At 64.0% G+C, this 14,119-nt stretch carries 12 protein-coding genes; 7 read left to right on the top strand and 5 right to left on the bottom strand.

Annotation, left to right across the window (positions count from 1 at the left end; all coding sequences use genetic code 11):
- Positions 1–2 precede the first annotated feature (2 nt).
- Both P0D87_RS18660 and P0D87_RS18655 read left to right on the top strand, forming a co-directional pair.
- Entirely contained in the window at positions 3–1,346 is a 1,344-nt protein-coding gene (locus P0D87_RS18660; protein ID WP_053860263.1) for a type II toxin-antitoxin system HipA family toxin, read from the top strand.
- Between the two features lie 216 nt (positions 1,347–1,562).
- Complete coding sequence (locus P0D87_RS18655; protein ID WP_006053220.1) at positions 1,563–2,417, top strand: helix-turn-helix domain-containing protein; 855 nt, start codon at positions 1,563–1,565, stop codon at positions 2,415–2,417.
- Positions 2,418–2,465: 48 nt separating this feature from the next.
- Here P0D87_RS18655 and P0D87_RS18650 read toward each other — a convergent pair whose 3' ends face one another.
- Together P0D87_RS18650 and P0D87_RS18645 are read right to left on the bottom strand one after the other, a co-directional pair.
- A complete protein-coding gene (locus P0D87_RS18650) occupies positions 2,466–4,313 on the bottom strand; it encodes an ATP-binding response regulator (RefSeq protein WP_053860262.1) in 1,848 nt (615 codons plus the stop codon).
- Positions 4,283–4,825 (bottom strand): putative pterin-binding protein, encoded by a 543-nt coding sequence (locus P0D87_RS18645; protein ID WP_053860261.1) that lies wholly within the window; start codon positions 4,823–4,825, stop codon positions 4,283–4,285. Before P0D87_RS18645 ends, P0D87_RS18650 begins: the two co-directional genes overlap by 31 nt.
- Before the next feature lie 228 nt (positions 4,826–5,053).
- Here P0D87_RS18645 and P0D87_RS18640 point away from each other — a divergent pair, with 228 nt between their 5' ends.
- On the top strand, positions 5,054–6,025 hold the full coding sequence (locus P0D87_RS18640; protein ID WP_053860260.1) for a phosphoribosyltransferase: 972 nt from the start codon (positions 5,054–5,056) through the stop codon (positions 6,023–6,025).
- A 12-nt stretch (positions 6,026–6,037) separates the two neighbouring features.
- Here the strand turns inward: P0D87_RS18640 and P0D87_RS18635 are convergent, their stop codons facing one another.
- Positions 6,038–7,729, bottom strand: coding sequence for an ATP-binding domain-containing protein (locus tag P0D87_RS18635; RefSeq protein ID WP_053860259.1), 1,692 nt, complete (start codon positions 7,727–7,729; stop codon positions 6,038–6,040).
- Between the two features lie 155 nt (positions 7,730–7,884).
- On the opposite strand from P0D87_RS18635, the gene P0D87_RS18630 reads away from it, so the two are divergent.
- Together P0D87_RS18630 and P0D87_RS18625 are read left to right on the top strand one after the other, a co-directional pair.
- Positions 7,885–8,511 carry a glutathione S-transferase family protein gene (locus P0D87_RS18630; protein ID WP_006053226.1) on the top strand — a complete coding sequence of 209 codons (627 nt, stop codon included), beginning with the start codon at positions 7,885–7,887 and terminating at the stop codon, positions 8,509–8,511.
- 102 nt (positions 8,512–8,613) lie between these two features.
- Positions 8,614–9,228 carry a Fur family transcriptional regulator gene (locus P0D87_RS18625; RefSeq protein ID WP_053860258.1) on the top strand — a complete coding sequence of 205 codons (615 nt, stop codon included), beginning with the start codon at positions 8,614–8,616 and terminating at the stop codon, positions 9,226–9,228.
- A 103-nt stretch (positions 9,229–9,331) separates the two neighbouring features.
- On the opposite strand, the gene P0D87_RS18620 is transcribed toward P0D87_RS18625, so the two are convergent.
- Complete coding sequence (locus P0D87_RS18620; RefSeq protein ID WP_029968684.1) at positions 9,332–9,862, bottom strand: response regulator; 531 nt, start codon at positions 9,860–9,862, stop codon at positions 9,332–9,334.
- A 352-nt stretch (positions 9,863–10,214) separates the two neighbouring features.
- On the bottom strand, positions 10,215–11,039 hold the full coding sequence (locus P0D87_RS18615) for a TetR/AcrR family transcriptional regulator (protein WP_053860257.1): 825 nt from the start codon (positions 11,037–11,039) through the stop codon (positions 10,215–10,217).
- 73 nt (positions 11,040–11,112) lie between these two features.
- Here P0D87_RS18615 and P0D87_RS18610 point away from each other — a divergent pair, with 73 nt between their 5' ends.
- Both P0D87_RS18610 and P0D87_RS18605 read left to right on the top strand, forming a co-directional pair.
- Entirely contained in the window at positions 11,113–12,684 is a 1,572-nt protein-coding gene (locus P0D87_RS18610) for an MDR family MFS transporter (RefSeq protein WP_171800570.1), read from the top strand.
- 365 nt (positions 12,685–13,049) lie between these two features.
- The gene (locus tag P0D87_RS18605; protein ID WP_053860256.1) at positions 13,050–14,096 is read left to right on the top strand and encodes a hypothetical protein; all 1,047 of its coding nucleotides are present in this window, start codon (positions 13,050–13,052) and stop codon (positions 14,094–14,096) included.
- Positions 14,097–14,119: the final 23 nt, after the last annotated feature.

Here is a 14,119-nt window from a genome sequence, read left to right as displayed (position 1 = left end):
GCATGACCCGCCCTACACATTCGCGCGCACTTTCCGTTTGGGCAAACGGCGAGCGCGTCGGCGTCTGGCGGATTCCGGCGCGCGGTCCAATGGAATTTTCCTACGACGCAGCGTGGATCGCCTCGCCTGCCGGCAGGCCGTTGTCGCTCTCGCTGCCTTTCGCGCCCGGCAACCTGGCGCACAAAGGGCCGCGCGTCCTCAATTACTTCGACAACCTGCTGCCCGACAGCGAGGTCATCAGAAAGCGCATCGCGCAGCGCTATCAGACCGAGACGCTCGACGCCTTCGATCTGCTGCAAGCCATCGGCCGCGATTGCGTGGGCGCGGTGCAGTTGCTGCCCGAAGACGACGTGCCGGAGCACGTCGACCGGATCGAAGGTACGCCGCTCTCGGAGGCCGAAATCGAGACCATGCTGACGCGCACGGTGAGCGCGCCCACGCTCGGCGCAGCGGACCAAAGCGACGACGATTTCCGCATCTCCCTCGCCGGCGCGCAGGAAAAAACCGCGCTGCTGTGGCACGAAGGACAATGGAAGCGGCCGCACGGCGCGACGCCCACCACGCATATCTTCAAGCTGCCGCTCGGACTCGTCGGCAACAAGCTGGCCGATCTCAGCACCTCGGTCGAGAACGAATGGCTGTGCCTGCGCATCCTGCGCGCCTACGGTTTGCCGGTCGCGAACACGGAAGTCGTGACGTTCGGCAAACAGCGCGTGCTGAGCGTCGAGCGCTTCGACCGGCAACTGCATTCGAGCGGGCAATGGCTGTTGCGCCTGCCGCAAGAGGATTTTTGCCAGGTGTACGGCGTGCCGTCGCATCGCAAGTATGAAAATGAAGGCGGTCCCGGCGTGCTCGACCTCGCGCGCGTTTTGCAGCAGTCGGTTGCGGCCGCGCAGGACATCGAAACGCTGCTCGCCAGCCAGATTCTCTTCTGGATGCTCGCCGCGCCGGACGGCCACGCGAAGAACTTCAGCATTCGCCTGCTTGCGGGCGGCCAATACCGGCTGACGCCGCTTTACGACGTCATGTCGATCTGGCCCGTCGAAGGCAGCGGGCCGAACCAGTGGTCGTGGTTCAAGGCGCGCCTTGCGATGGGCATGTGGTCGCGCAGCAAGCACGACGCGTTTCGCGACGTGCAGCGGCGCCACTTCAACACGATGGCGCTCAAATGCTCGTACGGCGCGAGCGCCGAACCGCTGATCGAGCGCCTCATCGAACAGACGCCGAACGTGATCGACCAGGTCTCGGCGGATTTGCCGGAACGGTTTCCGGCCAGGGTTGCCGAGCGGATCTTCAAAGGACTGAGGAACTCGGCGGCCAAACTCGCCAAGATGCCGGCGAACTGACCGCGTTCGCAAGAGCCCTGGGTGGATATGGCCCGGTTTCATCGGTAAAATGGGGTTATGCAAAGCGCATAACACAAAAAGCCGACCGCGATGTTTTTTGCGGTACATTTGCTGTCCCCCGCGTAGCTGCGTCGCGCCGTGTCCATGATGCATGGCCGCGTTACGCCTGCCGTATCGCCCACCACAGCCCTTTAAGACGGCGGATTCTCACGCAGTATGACCAACGAAACACACTCACCTGACTCCATCGCAGTCGCAGAGCGCGTGCGCGAGTTGATGAGCCGGCACGGAATCGGCAAGCGACAGCAAACCACAGAACTTTGCCGCATCCTCGATCTGAGCTTTTCGCAAGGGCACCGCAAGCTGCGCGGCAATAGCCCGTGGACGCTGTCGCAAATCAAGAAGGTCGCCGAGGTGTACGGCGAGCCCGCCGCGCAGCTCTTCGGCGCGCAGTCGCTCGACCCCGGCATGGTCGGCGCGATCGCGCAGGAAGCCGTGTTCTGCATCGGCGCGATCGAATTGCCGTGCACCGCCTGGGTGGGCGCGGCGCTGGAACCCGGCAGCCGCCCGGACTTCGTCGCCTACTCGAAGCTCGGCCAGTGGCGCGTCGCGCGGCACGACGGCGCGCTCTATCAAAGCGCGTACGAAGTCCACAAGATCGAGATCTATCCGCGCCGCGCCGAGACCGACAAGCCGACCATCGCCGTGGTCGACGACGATCACGCGAGCGCCGACAATCTGCGCGATTACCTCGAGCGCAGCGGCTTTGCCGCCGTGGCGATCTACGGACTCGCGGCCTTTGCCGAGCAACTGCAAACGCAGGTGTTCGACGGCATCGTGATCGACTGGCTGTTCGGTTCGCAAACCTCGGCGGCCGCGATTCGCGCGGTGCGGGCGTCGGAAAATCCTGACGCGCCGATCTTCGTTCTGACAGGCGAATTGCTGACCGGCAAGGCGAGCGAGTCGGAGATCAGCCAGGTGATCCGCAATTACGACGTCGCCTGCTATGAAAAGCCCGCGCGGATGGCGATTCTCGTCGCCGATCTGTCGAAACGGCTGAATCGGCCCTGAGGCAGTAGTCCTGCGCCTGGGCTTGTGCCCAGGCTTGTGGGCGGCGCCTCACGCGGTATGCCGCGAAGCCAGCGCGCGCTGCAATGCGTTGCGCAGATCGCCGTAATGTACTGGCTTTAATAACGCTTCAAAGAACGGCTGCGCGCCGCTTCTCTCTTCCTCCTGTTGTTCGCCGGGCTCCGGCGCATAAGCGCTGACCACGATCACCGGCACGCCTGACGACGGCCCGCCGCGCGCGGCGAGATCCGCGAGTAGCGCGTAGCCGTCGCGCCCCGGCATATGCAGGTCGAGCAGCACGACATCGCAGCGGCGCGCGTCGAGCCACGCGAGCGCATCGTCGGCGTTGGCGACGGCGTGCGCGTCGTAGCCCATGTGCGCGACCATCTCGCTGAGCGACTCGCGAATCAGCCGGTTGTCGTCGACGATCAGCACGCCTGGCCGCGCGTCGCCCGGCTCCGTTTGCGCCGCGGCGTCGCGCGAAGGCGCGGGCGCGACCGGCGTGACCGGAATCGTCACGGTGAAAGTCGTGCCCTCGCCCACCACGCTCGCGACTTCGACGGTGCCGCCAAAGAGCCGCACGAGTCCTTGCACGATAGTCAGGCCCATGCCCGCGCCTTCGAAGCGGCGCGTACGCGAGCCGTCCAGTTGCGTGAACTCCTCGAAAATCAGCGGGATTTGCGCCTGGGGAACGCCCGGCCCCGTGTCGCTGACCACGAAGCTCAATAGCGCCGGCCGCTGCATCAGCTTCACGCGCACCGTGCCGGTTTCCGTATAGCGGATCGCGTTGGTCACCAGGTTGTTGACGATCTGGCGAATGCGGTGCGGGTCGGAATCGACGAGACCCGTCACGCCGCTTGCCTCGCTTTCGAGCTTGAGGCCGCGCGAGGCCGCGGACATCGCATGTTCGTCGACGATCGACGCCAGCAACTCGCGCGGCTCGAAATGCTCGTGACGCAGTTCGAGCTTGCCGGCGCCGAGCCGTGCGTAATCGGTCAGGTCCTTCATCTGCGCTTCGAGATGCCGCGCCGCGGTTTCGAGCCGCTGAATCACCTTGCGGTCGGCTTCGGAGTGATAGTTGAAGCCGAGCAATTCGATCGACGACACGATCGCATGCAACGGCGTGCGCAGCTCGTGACTGATCATGCCGAGAAACGCGTCTTTCGCGAGACTCGCCTCGCGCGCCGCGCGGCTCGCCTGGTGCTCGGCCTGAAGCGCCGCGTGCTGCTGATGCATGAGACGCGTGCGGCGCCGGCCGTTGACCACGAGCAGCAACGTGGCCGCCGCGGACAGCAGCAGCAGGATCATGCCGCCGGCAAACAGCAGCCGCCGCTTGTCGATGAAGTCGCGGTTCATCGCTTCGCGGTCGGCGACATCGGCGAAACGGCGGCTCAGCGCGAGATCGTTGACCTCGTTCCAGTGCTGGCGCAATTGCGCGACGATGCGGTTGACGCCGCCCCGATCGGTCGGCAGCGCGGCGACGTCAGGCGCGAGACCGGCGAGCATGCGGTCGAGCGCGTGGATTTCATCCAGTTGCCGCTGCACCAGCGCGACCTGCGTGGTGAGCCGGCGCGTCGAGCCTTCCATCACATGCAACTTGGATTGCAGCAACTGATAGCGCAACGTGAGCCGCGGGTAATCGTCGTCGACGCCGGCCTGATACAACAGCAACTGGTTCTCGAAGCGCGCGTAGGCGATCTGCAACTGCGCCGCGTCCCAGTAGAAGCCGTCGTAAGAGCCCGTCAGCGACTCGGTCGTGTCGGGATTGAGCAGGTTCGCGTAGAGCAGATAGCCGATCGCGCCGGCGGGCGCCGCAAGCGCGGTGAGCCAGATCAGCACATAAAAAAACCGGCGCCCAGGACGGCGCTTTATTTGACGATGAGTGCCTTGATCTGCCATACGAATTTCGAATCGCCCGAGGCGCCCGTGAGTTCATCGGGGAACGCATCGCGCGGGTAGATGAGAAACAGCGGACCGAAGTCGCTGATTTTTAGACGCCGGCCGTTGATGCTGTACGCCAATACAACGCCGTAGCGGTCGCAATCGGATACGGGCACCGTGTACGTATAGTCGTCGAGTGTGTGAATCTCGATCTGCGTGCCGTACGCGCCGACCGTCTTCAGAATATCCGCCAGCAGCGGTCCTGTGAAGCTCGAACGCGGCGTCCATGTGGTCGAGGTGGTGATCGAACGAGCCGGCAGCGCCAGCAATTGAGCCTCGTCGAAGTGATAGGAACGGTGCGCGGCGTCGTTGGTCTTGCCGATTTTTCCCGTGACGTCGAGCGCGAGCGCCGTCGCGTCCGTCTGCGCCTGCACGCTCCACGCGGTCAGCGCGAGGATCAACCCCATTGCCCAGCGCACGCTCGCAGGCGCGCCGAATCCTCGTTGCACTGTTGCTGTCGCTTTGGTCATTTCTTTTTATCCGTAGCTGTTCTTTTGCGGCGCCGCCGCTCTCGCGGAACGCAGCGCCCCGGCTTGCCGTAACGCGCATCACCCCGACGCGCGATTGCCGAACGGCATGCATAATATGTCAAAATTCTTTGCAGGAAAAAACGAAGGCTCGCTAAAGCGCCCTTCGCTAGCGCGTCGCGCCGCTGGGCGGCCGCCTTCTCACTCGCGTTAAGCGACTCAACGAGCGTTATGAACAAGCCGGTTTTGCCCCTCACGTACGAGCAACTCGATCACTGGATTGAATCGCTGCAACCCGCGTTGCTCGCCGAAGGTTTTGCGATGGCAATCGGCATTCTGCGCGGCGGTGCGCCGCTCGCGCTGATGGTTTCGCATTCGGCCGGCGCGCCGGTTGCGTTTCTGCGCTACGACCGCGCGTCGCGCAAGGTTGCGTGGGACTCGACGCTGCCGATTCCGCCCGCCGGCTCGAAGGTGCTGCTGTGCGAGGACATTGCGGGACGCGGTTTTACGCTCGTCGATTGCATCGCGTTCCTCGAGCAGCATGGCCTTGTGGTAAGGACGCTGACCGGCGCGGTCGACGACCTGAGCCGCACGCAGCCCGACTACGCGATCGACGCACGCGGCTACTTCGCGCTATTTCCGTGGGAGCGCCAGGCCTACACGCAGCGTTATCGCGACGACTGGGCGCGCGTTGAAGCCGGCGAAGCGCCCGCGATGGCGGACGACCATCACTACGCAACCTACGCAATCGATCTCGACGGCATTCTGCTTCCCGACGTGCCGCTCGCGCGCTACGACGAAGACCTCGCTGCCGCGCTGCTCGAACGCGACGCGCTGCTGCCCTTCGAGGTGCTGCCTGGCATCGACCTGCAACGCGTTCGCACGATCATCACCGGCCGGCCGGAAACGGACCGCGCGCGTACCGAGGCCTGGCTCGAGCGGCATGGCTTCGACCATATGCAACTGGTGATGCGCGTGCCCGGCACGCACGACGAAAGCCCGGCCGGCGCGGCCGCGCATAAGGCGTCGGCGGCGCTTGCGGGCGGCGTCACGCACTTTGTGGAAAGCGATCCGGTGCAGGCCTTGCTGATCGCGCAACAAGCGCCGCTGTTGCGCGTGATCTGGTGGGACGCGCACACGCGCAGCGGCATGCTGGTCGCCGCGCGCGCGTGGCCCGCGCTTGCCCATGAACTCGCGCAATAGCTAGTGCGCGCGTCAGGCTTCGCGCGTCTCCCGTTCCTTGCCGTCCTTCGCGTCACGCAGATGCAGATGCCGCGCGGCACGCTGCGACGCGACGATGATCAGCTTCATCGTTGCGCGCGTCGCGCCGACAAACAGCTTGCGCGCGATACGCTCATCGAATGTATCGAAGTCGACCTCAGTAAGGATCACGCACGGCGCCGCCTGGCCCTTGAAGCGATAGATCGACTCGAACAGAACGTCGCCGTCACGATATTCCGGATTCCCAAACAAATCGTACTTGCCCGTGAAGCTGCGCAGCCGATGCGGGCCGAGATGATCCTGCGCGGTCATCGCGGAGCCCTCGCGTCCGCGAAACGACAGCACTGCGATGTCCTGCTTGCGAAAGCCGAGCGACAGCGCCTGCGTGATGGCGCGCTTGGTCGCCTCAATGGCGCCCTCCGCCGCGTTCGCTTCGTCATAGACGGACAGGGAGATGTCGGAGCCGTCGAACGGACTGCCTGACGCCAGCGCCGCCGCGCTCGACACCGAGCCGCCGACCACCTCGCGCACGTAATCGAGAATGTCGCGCGGGCTGCGGTAGTTGGTGGTTTCCTTCAGCGTCGTCCAGCCGGGCAAGGCGACCGGTTCGCGCATGTACAGGTTCTGCAGCGGATCTTCGAGCCACCACCACGCGCCGCCGGGGCTCAGCAGACGTTCTAGCGCAGCGACCCACGGCTCCTGAAAGTCCTGCCCTTCGTCGACGATCAGCACGTCGAATTGCCAGCGCGCGTCGATTGGAGTTTCGGCGAACATCGCTTCGAGCTGATCGAACACCTGGCCCGATTGAAAATCGGGCTGACGGCCCGCATCGCGCGCGATCCAGTCGCACAGTTGATGATAGTTCGCGACCTTCGCCTCGGGCGGCGCGACGCGCGCGATGTGATCGGCGAGCGGCCGGTTGAAGCACACATACAAAGGACGTTGGCCGCGCGCGACGGCGTCTTTCATCACCTGCACCGCGAGTTGCGTCTTGCCTGAGCCGGCCGTGCCGATCACGCGCAGCCGGAACGGCGAGAACTCGAGCCGCCGCGCCCACGTTGCAAGGCCGCCTGCGAGCCGCGTGACGAGCGTGCCCGCCTGACCGACGAGCGCGCTTGCGTCGGGCGTGAGCGCGAGTTCATCGGCGAGAAAGTGATGGATTTTCGACGCGCACGGCAGGCGCGGCTCGTCGGCGGGCAGCGCTTCACGAATCACTGCGGCGAGGCGATCGCGCCGGGTTGCGTCGACGATCCGCGCCGGATTCACGCCCGCAATCGCCGCGTCCTTCACGATATGGTCCGGGCAATACAGCAGTTCCTCGATGAAATAGGTGCCCGCGCCGAATGCCGCGGTAAAGCGCCGGTGCAAGCCTTCGATGGTATGCGCGAGCGCGATCGCCACGTTGCGCTCGGTTTGCAGATAGACCTTGACGAGCCCCTTCGGCGTTTCGCGCAGAAAGCCGGTTTTCTGCTCGACGATCATCACGCGTCCGGCGGGACTGACGATCACGAAGTCGGCCTCGCCGAACACCGAGAAGTTCTGGTTCAGACGCGTCCAGTGCACGCCGTGATAGACGGTGTAGTTTTCAGGCAGCGCCTTTTCGAGCAGCGCAAGGGTTTCGCGTTCGCGCGCCGCCGCGCCGGTGGCGGCGAGGCTCTTCCAGTCGTCGGGGACAATGCGGGCCATGCGGTGCCTCGTCGTTTTGCGGTGCGCTCATTGTACGCAACGCATCATGCCGTGCGCGGCGCGCTCGCATGCAAAGCATGCGCATCGTGTATCGTTACTGGTTGAACGCCGCGCGAGGCGCGGCTTGCCAACTGTCGACAAAAAAGGATGACCGGATGATTACGATCTGGGGACGCGCGAATTCAGTCAACGTGCAAAAAGTCTTGTGGTGCTGCGATGAACTGGTGCTGCCGTACGAGCGCATCGACGCGGGCCTGCAGTTCGGGCGCAACAACGAACCCGCCTACCTTTCGATGAACCCGACCGGCAAGATTCCCACGCTGGTCGACGACGACTTCGTGCTGTGGGAATCGAACTCGATCTTGCGCTATCTGGTGCTGCAATACGGCGCGGCGAGCCCGCTTTATCCTGACGAGCCGAAATTGCGCGCGAGCATCGACCGCTGGCTGGACTGGTCGCTGTCCACGCTGCAACCGGCGGAGCGGCCGGTATTCTGGGCGCTTGTGCGCACGCCGCCGGAACAGCGCGACGCCGCGAAGCTCGCCGACGACGTGCGCAACGTCACCGCGCTGTGGCACCTGCTGGACACGCATCTGCAAGGACGCTTTTTCCTCGAGAGCGACAAGTTCACGCTGGCCGACATCGTGATCGGCGCGTACGCGAAGCGGTGGTTCGGGCTCGATGGCGTCGAGCGTCCGCCGCTGCCCAATCTCGAGCGGTGGTATTCGCGCATCGCGACGCGTTCGGGCTTCAAGAAATACGTCGACTTTCCGTTGACGTGAGTTTCGACCGCGTTGCCTCGGCCAGGTGGGAACGTCCAGGGCCGGACGGCGATGCTATTTGCGCCCCGGCAGCAATAGCGCGTTGGCCTTTATAATCGACGCATGAAGAACGCCAAGCCCGCCGCGAACGCCGCCCATTCCGCCAGTCCCGCGAAAACGGAGAAGCCCGCCGCTTCCGCCGACGCGCATGCTCATACGCACGCGCCGGCGCATACGCATGGCGAGTCACCCGAAGCGGCGCTCGCCCTTGCCGAGGAATATTGTCGCGAACGCGGGGAAAAGCTCACGCCGCTTCGCCGCAAAGTGCTCGAATTGCTGCTCAATTCGGGCCGCGCGACTAAAGCGTATTCGCTGCTCGACGAAATGCGCCAGATTCATCCGGGCTCGGCGCCGCCCACGGTTTATCGCGCGCTGGACTTTTTGCTCTCGGCGGGACTCGTGCATCGCATCGAGTCCATCAACGCATTCACGGTCTGCCACGACCTGACGCAATGCCAGCACGGCATTCTTGTGGTCTGCCAGCAATGCGGCAACGTGACGGAACTGCATCAGCCGAAACTGCGCCAGGCGCTCATCGAGCAGATCGAAGACGCGGGTTACCGCGTCGCCAGCGACGAAATCGAATTGAAGGGATTCTGTTCCGCCTGCCAGGCCGCAGAGGCCGCCGCAGCGGTTTCTTCAAAGGCGGGAGCAACGGCGCCCGTCGCCGCGAAATAACGGCGGTTTGACTGTAACGGCGGCGCAAAGCGGTATCGGCTTCGTGCCGCATTTCGCGGCGTTTGGAGCGCCGCCGGCCAGGGCGGCGTGTTAATTCACCTACTCAACGCGCCGCACGCGCGCCAATCGCATCGTGCAGCAGCGTCACCAGATCTTCCGGCAACGCAGGTTTCGTCATGAAATGCTGGAAACCCTCGCCGATACTTCGCAGACGGTAAGCGTCATCCGTATGGCCGGTCAAGGCAACCGCCACCGACGGCGCATGATCTCCGCGAATCTCGTGATCACGCAGACGCTGGATCAGGTAGAAGCCGTCCATGGCGGGAAGTTCGAGGTCGCATACAACCGCGTCGGGCAGCAGCCTGACGGCCGCTTCGACGCCCTCTTCGGCATCCGCCACTGCAACGACGTTTGCCCCTTCCGCTTCGAGTAGCAGGGTCAGCGACTCCCGGCTGTCCGGGTCGTCTTCTACGAGCACGATCGTGGCCTGATCGAGTCTCAATGCTCCGTTCATCTTCTGTTGTTGCTCTAAAAATCCGGTTAGGCCGTCAGGCTTGGCCAACGTGTCGCCCTGCTGACTATGCTGGTTTTGCTGCTTGCCGCCGTTTTGTGCGGCCGCGATGTTGCTGTTCATGGTTCCGACTCGATTTCACGTGCCGAGTTGCAGGAAAGCGCACGATTGTAAACAAGGGTCCCTGCAACGCGCGCACCATAACGCGCCAAAATTGCACGCCAATGAAAAAACGGCTCCCGGAGTCCTTGCGAGGACAACCGGTGCCGGCACCCGATTCCCGCGACAGCGCGTGCGATGCTCCGCACGTAGCTCGCCGCCGCGGCTTCTTTTCGTCTTTCCGCAGATTTTTGTGCGACGCCCGCAGCCCCGTTGCGCAGCGTTCGCGTTCATCCCATCGGTAGCACGTTATGTGCCGCGCATCGGTGCAACGTAACGTGCGCGAACCGGTTGCGCGTTATGGTTTTTAACCAGCTCACTGAGCTTTCTTCGGACCAATTCCCTGGGTGAGCAGCGCGACCGCGTGGCGCGCGATTTCGTCACCGCCGACCTGGCGGCGCTTCGGATCGTTGCGCCACAGCTTCGACGTGGCGAGCGGCAGGACCGTCAGCCCGAGCAATGTGACGAACATCAACGACGGTTCAAGCGCCGCATTGAGAAGCCCCTCTTTCTGCCATCGTTCGATGGCGGCAAGCGACATCTTCTGGTTCACGTCGCCGAAACGCTCGTGCATGCGCTGCCGCAACAAACCGCTATCGCTGATGACTTCGCGCACCCATAACGACGGAAACCACGGATGCTCCACCGCCCCCCGCACCATCCGCTGCGCAAGCTGCGTGATGGCCGCGACGGGATCGTCGGCATGCTCCTGGAATGGCACGCCGAGACCCGCGCGCAACGGTCCGATACGTTCGTCGATCAGCACGTCGAGCAACTGCTCGCGCGTCTTGAAGTAGTAATGCATCATCGCCGGCGTGAAACCGGCCTCGCGGGCAATCTCGCCGAGCGTCGTATCGACGATGCCCTGGCGCGCGAACAGCTCGAGCGCCGCGTCGAGCAGACGGTCGCGCTGCTGTGCTCCGCGCGCCGCGCCCGAAGGCCGGCCAGGCCGTCGCGCGGCAACGTCTTGCGGCGCGGCTGCCGACGCGGCCGTCGCTGCCTTTGCCGCAGCACCGCGCGTAGCACCGCCCGCGGGGCCCGCACCGCGCGTCGCGCTCTTGCGCACCCTGGCCGCGCCCGCGCTACTCGCGCCCGCCTTCCCACCGCTCATCTTCTTGCCCACCGACGAAGTCCTTTTCATTGCTGTCGTGTTTGACGCGCGACCGGATGTCGCATATATTAATTTCTGCATTAATTAATTTCAATACGCCCCCATGCAAGAGTCCACTATCACACAACCCGAGCGCGTGCTGAACGCTGAGCCGCACGCCGGTTCGCGGCAAGACAGGCAGGCGGAAAATCAGGCGGACGCGCATGCCGCCGGCCATCCGCCGATTCGCCTGCTGTTCCCGGCGCTGCTGCTCGTCATGCTGCTGGCGGCGCTCGACCAGACCATCGTGTCGACGGCGTTGCCGACCATCGTCGGCGAATTGGGCGGGCTCAATAATCTGTCGTGGGTCGTGACGGCTTATCTGCTCAGCTCGACTATCGTCGTGCCGCTCTACGGCAAGCTCGGCGATCTGTTCGGCCGCAAGATCGTGCTGCAAACCGCCATCGGACTCTTTCTCGTGGGCTCCGCGTTGTGCGGCATCGCGCAGGACATGACGCAGCTCATCGTGTTGCGCGCGTTGCAAGGACTCGGCGGCGGCGGCCTGCTCGTCGTGACGATGGCCGCTATCGCAGATGTGATTCCGCCGGCCGAGCGCGGCCGCTATCAAGGCGTGTTCGGCGGCGTGTTCGGTCTTGCAACTGTGGTCGGGCCGTTGCTCGGCGGCTTTCTCGTCGAACACCTCACATGGCGCTGGATTTTCTACATCAACCTGCCGCTCGGCATTGTCGCGCTCGCGGTGATCGGCGCAGTGTTCAAGCCGCACGTGCGCCACGTCAAGCACACCATCGACTACATGGGCGCCGCGTTTCTCGCGGGCGCGCTGACCTGCATCATCCTGTTCACGAGCGAGGGCGGCACGACGTTGCCGTGGTCGTCGCCGGAACTCTGGTTCACGCTGGGAATGGGGCTCGTCGCGATCTGGGGTTTCATCCACGAGGAGCGCACCGCCGTCGAGCCGATCATGCCGCTCGAACTGTTCAGGCAGCGCACGTTCGTCGTGAGCAGTCTGATCGGTTTTATCGTCGGCGTGTCGATGTTCGGCGCCGTCACGTTCCTGCCGCTTTATCTGCAAGTGGTGAAGAACTCCACGCCGACAGAAGCCGGCATGCAAATGCTGCCGATGATGGGCGGCCTCTTCGTCATGTCGATGGTGACTGGCCGCACGATCAGCAAAATTGGCCGTTATCGCATGTTCCCGATTGCCGGCACGCTGCTGGTCTCAGTCGCGATGTTGCTGCTCGCGCGCTTGCAGATCGACACGCCGATTCATGTGATGTATCTCGACATGGGCATTCTCGGTTGCGGTCTCGGCATGGTGATGCAGGTGCTGATTCTCGCCGTGCAAAACACGGTCGAATTCAGGCATGTGGGCGTGGCCACATCGGGCGCGACGTTGTTTCGTTCGATCGGCGGCTCGGTCGGAGTCGCCGCGTTCGGCGCAGTGTTTTCGAACGGCCTTGCCGCGCGGCTCGAGAAGCTGATCCCACCGGACACCCAATTGCCTCACGCACTCGGACCCGCGGCGATTCACCAGTTGCCCGACGCATTGCGCGCCGACTATCTGCAGGCATTCGCAGGCGCGCTGCATATGGTGTATCTGTCAGCGGCGTGCGTGGTGCTGCTTGCGTTCGCATGCGCGTGGCTGCTGAAAGATCATCCGCTGCGCAAGCAGTAAGTAATCGCATTGCGCTTCTTCTCTGTCGGTCGCTTAATGCCAACGTTAGTTGCAAGCGCCCGAAATTCATCTTCGAGCGGCGCGCCAATAGCATAAAAAAAGCGGCGCGCGCTCGTCTTCCTCACATGCACGATCATTCGTCCTACCTGGTAATGTGCGGTAGCGCACATAACATAGGGTCGATCGTCCATTGACGCGCGTCTCGAAACGCCACATATTGAAAACGACGGCATGCAACGTTCTCTTCGTGCATGCCCGGACTCTCTGGCGCATGTAGATCGTGGTTTCCGCGGACGCCAACCCCGCCTCAAACGCGATCGGGAGCATGCCGTAACGGCATTGTTTTCCACAGGTGGAGCCATAGCATGTCCACTCAAACCTTAGCTGGCCATCAATTTCCGACGCCCTGCAACCGATGTGGCGGCGCCCTCTACCGGCAACTCGAACACTGCCCGTATTGCGGCGCTTTTCATCCGCTCGATGACGACGCGTCTACCCGCAGCGCGTTGCATGAAAGCAGGCCGAAAACGCTGAATACACTGAACATGTCGACGTTGCACGACAGCTTCACCGTGCCGACATTCAGCGAGCCCGACTTCCCTGGCGGCGCACTACATGCCGGATTGAATTTCGCGCCCGTGGCCAGTCTTCAAACGGCGCCTTCACCGCTCGTCGCGCCGGATACTTCGTTGCTGCCCGTCACCGAAACCGGCGAGGTGGTGCAGCGCGCCGGTCTGGGTGTGCGGCACGTGGTGGTGGCGAGCGTGGCCGTTGTCGCCGCGGGCCTGGCGTATGTCGGCTATGCGCTATTGAGCGAGAGCCGCGACCTGCATGGCAACGGCGACCAGGCTTTGGAATCCGCGCAGGATGCGAGGACAGCGACGGGCACCATCGCACGATACTCGCCGGATCAGGCGGCCAACACGGGTGTTGGCGCCGTGCCTGGCAAACCGATCAGCGCCGGCGCCATACGAAGCACCACGCAGGCGTTGCCGGCCGCCGTGCCGATCGCGATACCTTCAACGAAACCGGCCACGCCGCAATTCCGCGATGCCGGCCAGGCGTTGCAGGCAGCGCGGACCGCATTCGCCGCCAACGATCTCAGCGCGGCGCAAGCCGCTCTCGCCGCGGTGCAATTGCTGCAACCGGACAGCAGCGAGGCGCAGACTCTCGCCGCGCGATTGAAGCCGTTGACGGCGCGCCGCGACGCCGCGTTGCTCGCCGCGCAAATGTGCGCCGATCAGCAGTCGTGGCCCTGCGCGCGCGAGCATTCAGACGAGGCGCTCGCGCTGGACAGCGGCAGCGACGCCGCGAAAACGATCCTCGAGCGCGTGATCCGCGAAACGGGCTGGGCGCCGCTCAACTCGCAGACAACGTCCAGTGCAAAAACCGTCCGTCAGACTACCAACTAATCAAACAGATATTTCGGATGCCG

Origin of the sequence: Paraburkholderia sp. RL17-368-BIF-A, from assembly GCF_046054045.1 — a bacterium.
Taxonomy (GTDB): Bacteria; Pseudomonadota; Gammaproteobacteria; order Burkholderiales; family Burkholderiaceae; genus Paraburkholderia; species Paraburkholderia graminis.
This window is presented reverse-complemented; position numbering and strand designations above follow the sequence as displayed.

What these genes read in the sequence shown, in the direction of transcription:
- P0D87_RS18635 (WP_053860259.1), bottom strand. Translation starts at nt 7,729, where the DNA reads ATGGCCCGCATTGTCCCCGACGACTGGAAGAGCCTCGCCGCCACCGGC.
- P0D87_RS18655 (WP_006053220.1), top strand. Translation starts at nt 1,563, where the DNA reads ATGACCAACGAAACACACTCACCTGACTCCATCGCAGTCGCAGAGCGC.
- P0D87_RS18660 (WP_053860263.1), top strand. Translation starts at nt 3, where the DNA reads ATGACCCGCCCTACACATTCGCGCGCACTTTCCGTTTGGGCAAACGGC.
- P0D87_RS18625 (WP_053860258.1), top strand. Translation starts at nt 8,614, where the DNA reads ATGAAGAACGCCAAGCCCGCCGCGAACGCCGCCCATTCCGCCAGTCCC.
- P0D87_RS18645 (WP_053860261.1), bottom strand. Translation starts at nt 4,825, where the DNA reads ATGACCAAAGCGACAGCAACAGTGCAACGAGGATTCGGCGCGCCTGCG.
- P0D87_RS18605 (WP_053860256.1), top strand. Translation starts at nt 13,050, where the DNA reads ATGTCCACTCAAACCTTAGCTGGCCATCAATTTCCGACGCCCTGCAAC.
- P0D87_RS18650 (WP_053860262.1), bottom strand. Translation starts at nt 4,313, where the DNA reads ATGGCAGATCAAGGCACTCATCGTCAAATAAAGCGCCGTCCTGGGCGC.
- P0D87_RS18615 (WP_053860257.1), bottom strand. Translation starts at nt 11,039, where the DNA reads ATGAAAAGGACTTCGTCGGTGGGCAAGAAGATGAGCGGTGGGAAGGCG.
- P0D87_RS18640 (WP_053860260.1), top strand. Translation starts at nt 5,054, where the DNA reads ATGAACAAGCCGGTTTTGCCCCTCACGTACGAGCAACTCGATCACTGG.
- P0D87_RS18610 (WP_171800570.1), top strand. Translation starts at nt 11,113, where the DNA reads ATGCAAGAGTCCACTATCACACAACCCGAGCGCGTGCTGAACGCTGAG.
- P0D87_RS18630 (WP_006053226.1), top strand. Translation starts at nt 7,885, where the DNA reads ATGATTACGATCTGGGGACGCGCGAATTCAGTCAACGTGCAAAAAGTC.
- P0D87_RS18620 (WP_029968684.1), bottom strand. Translation starts at nt 9,862, where the DNA reads ATGAACAGCAACATCGCGGCCGCACAAAACGGCGGCAAGCAGCAAAAC.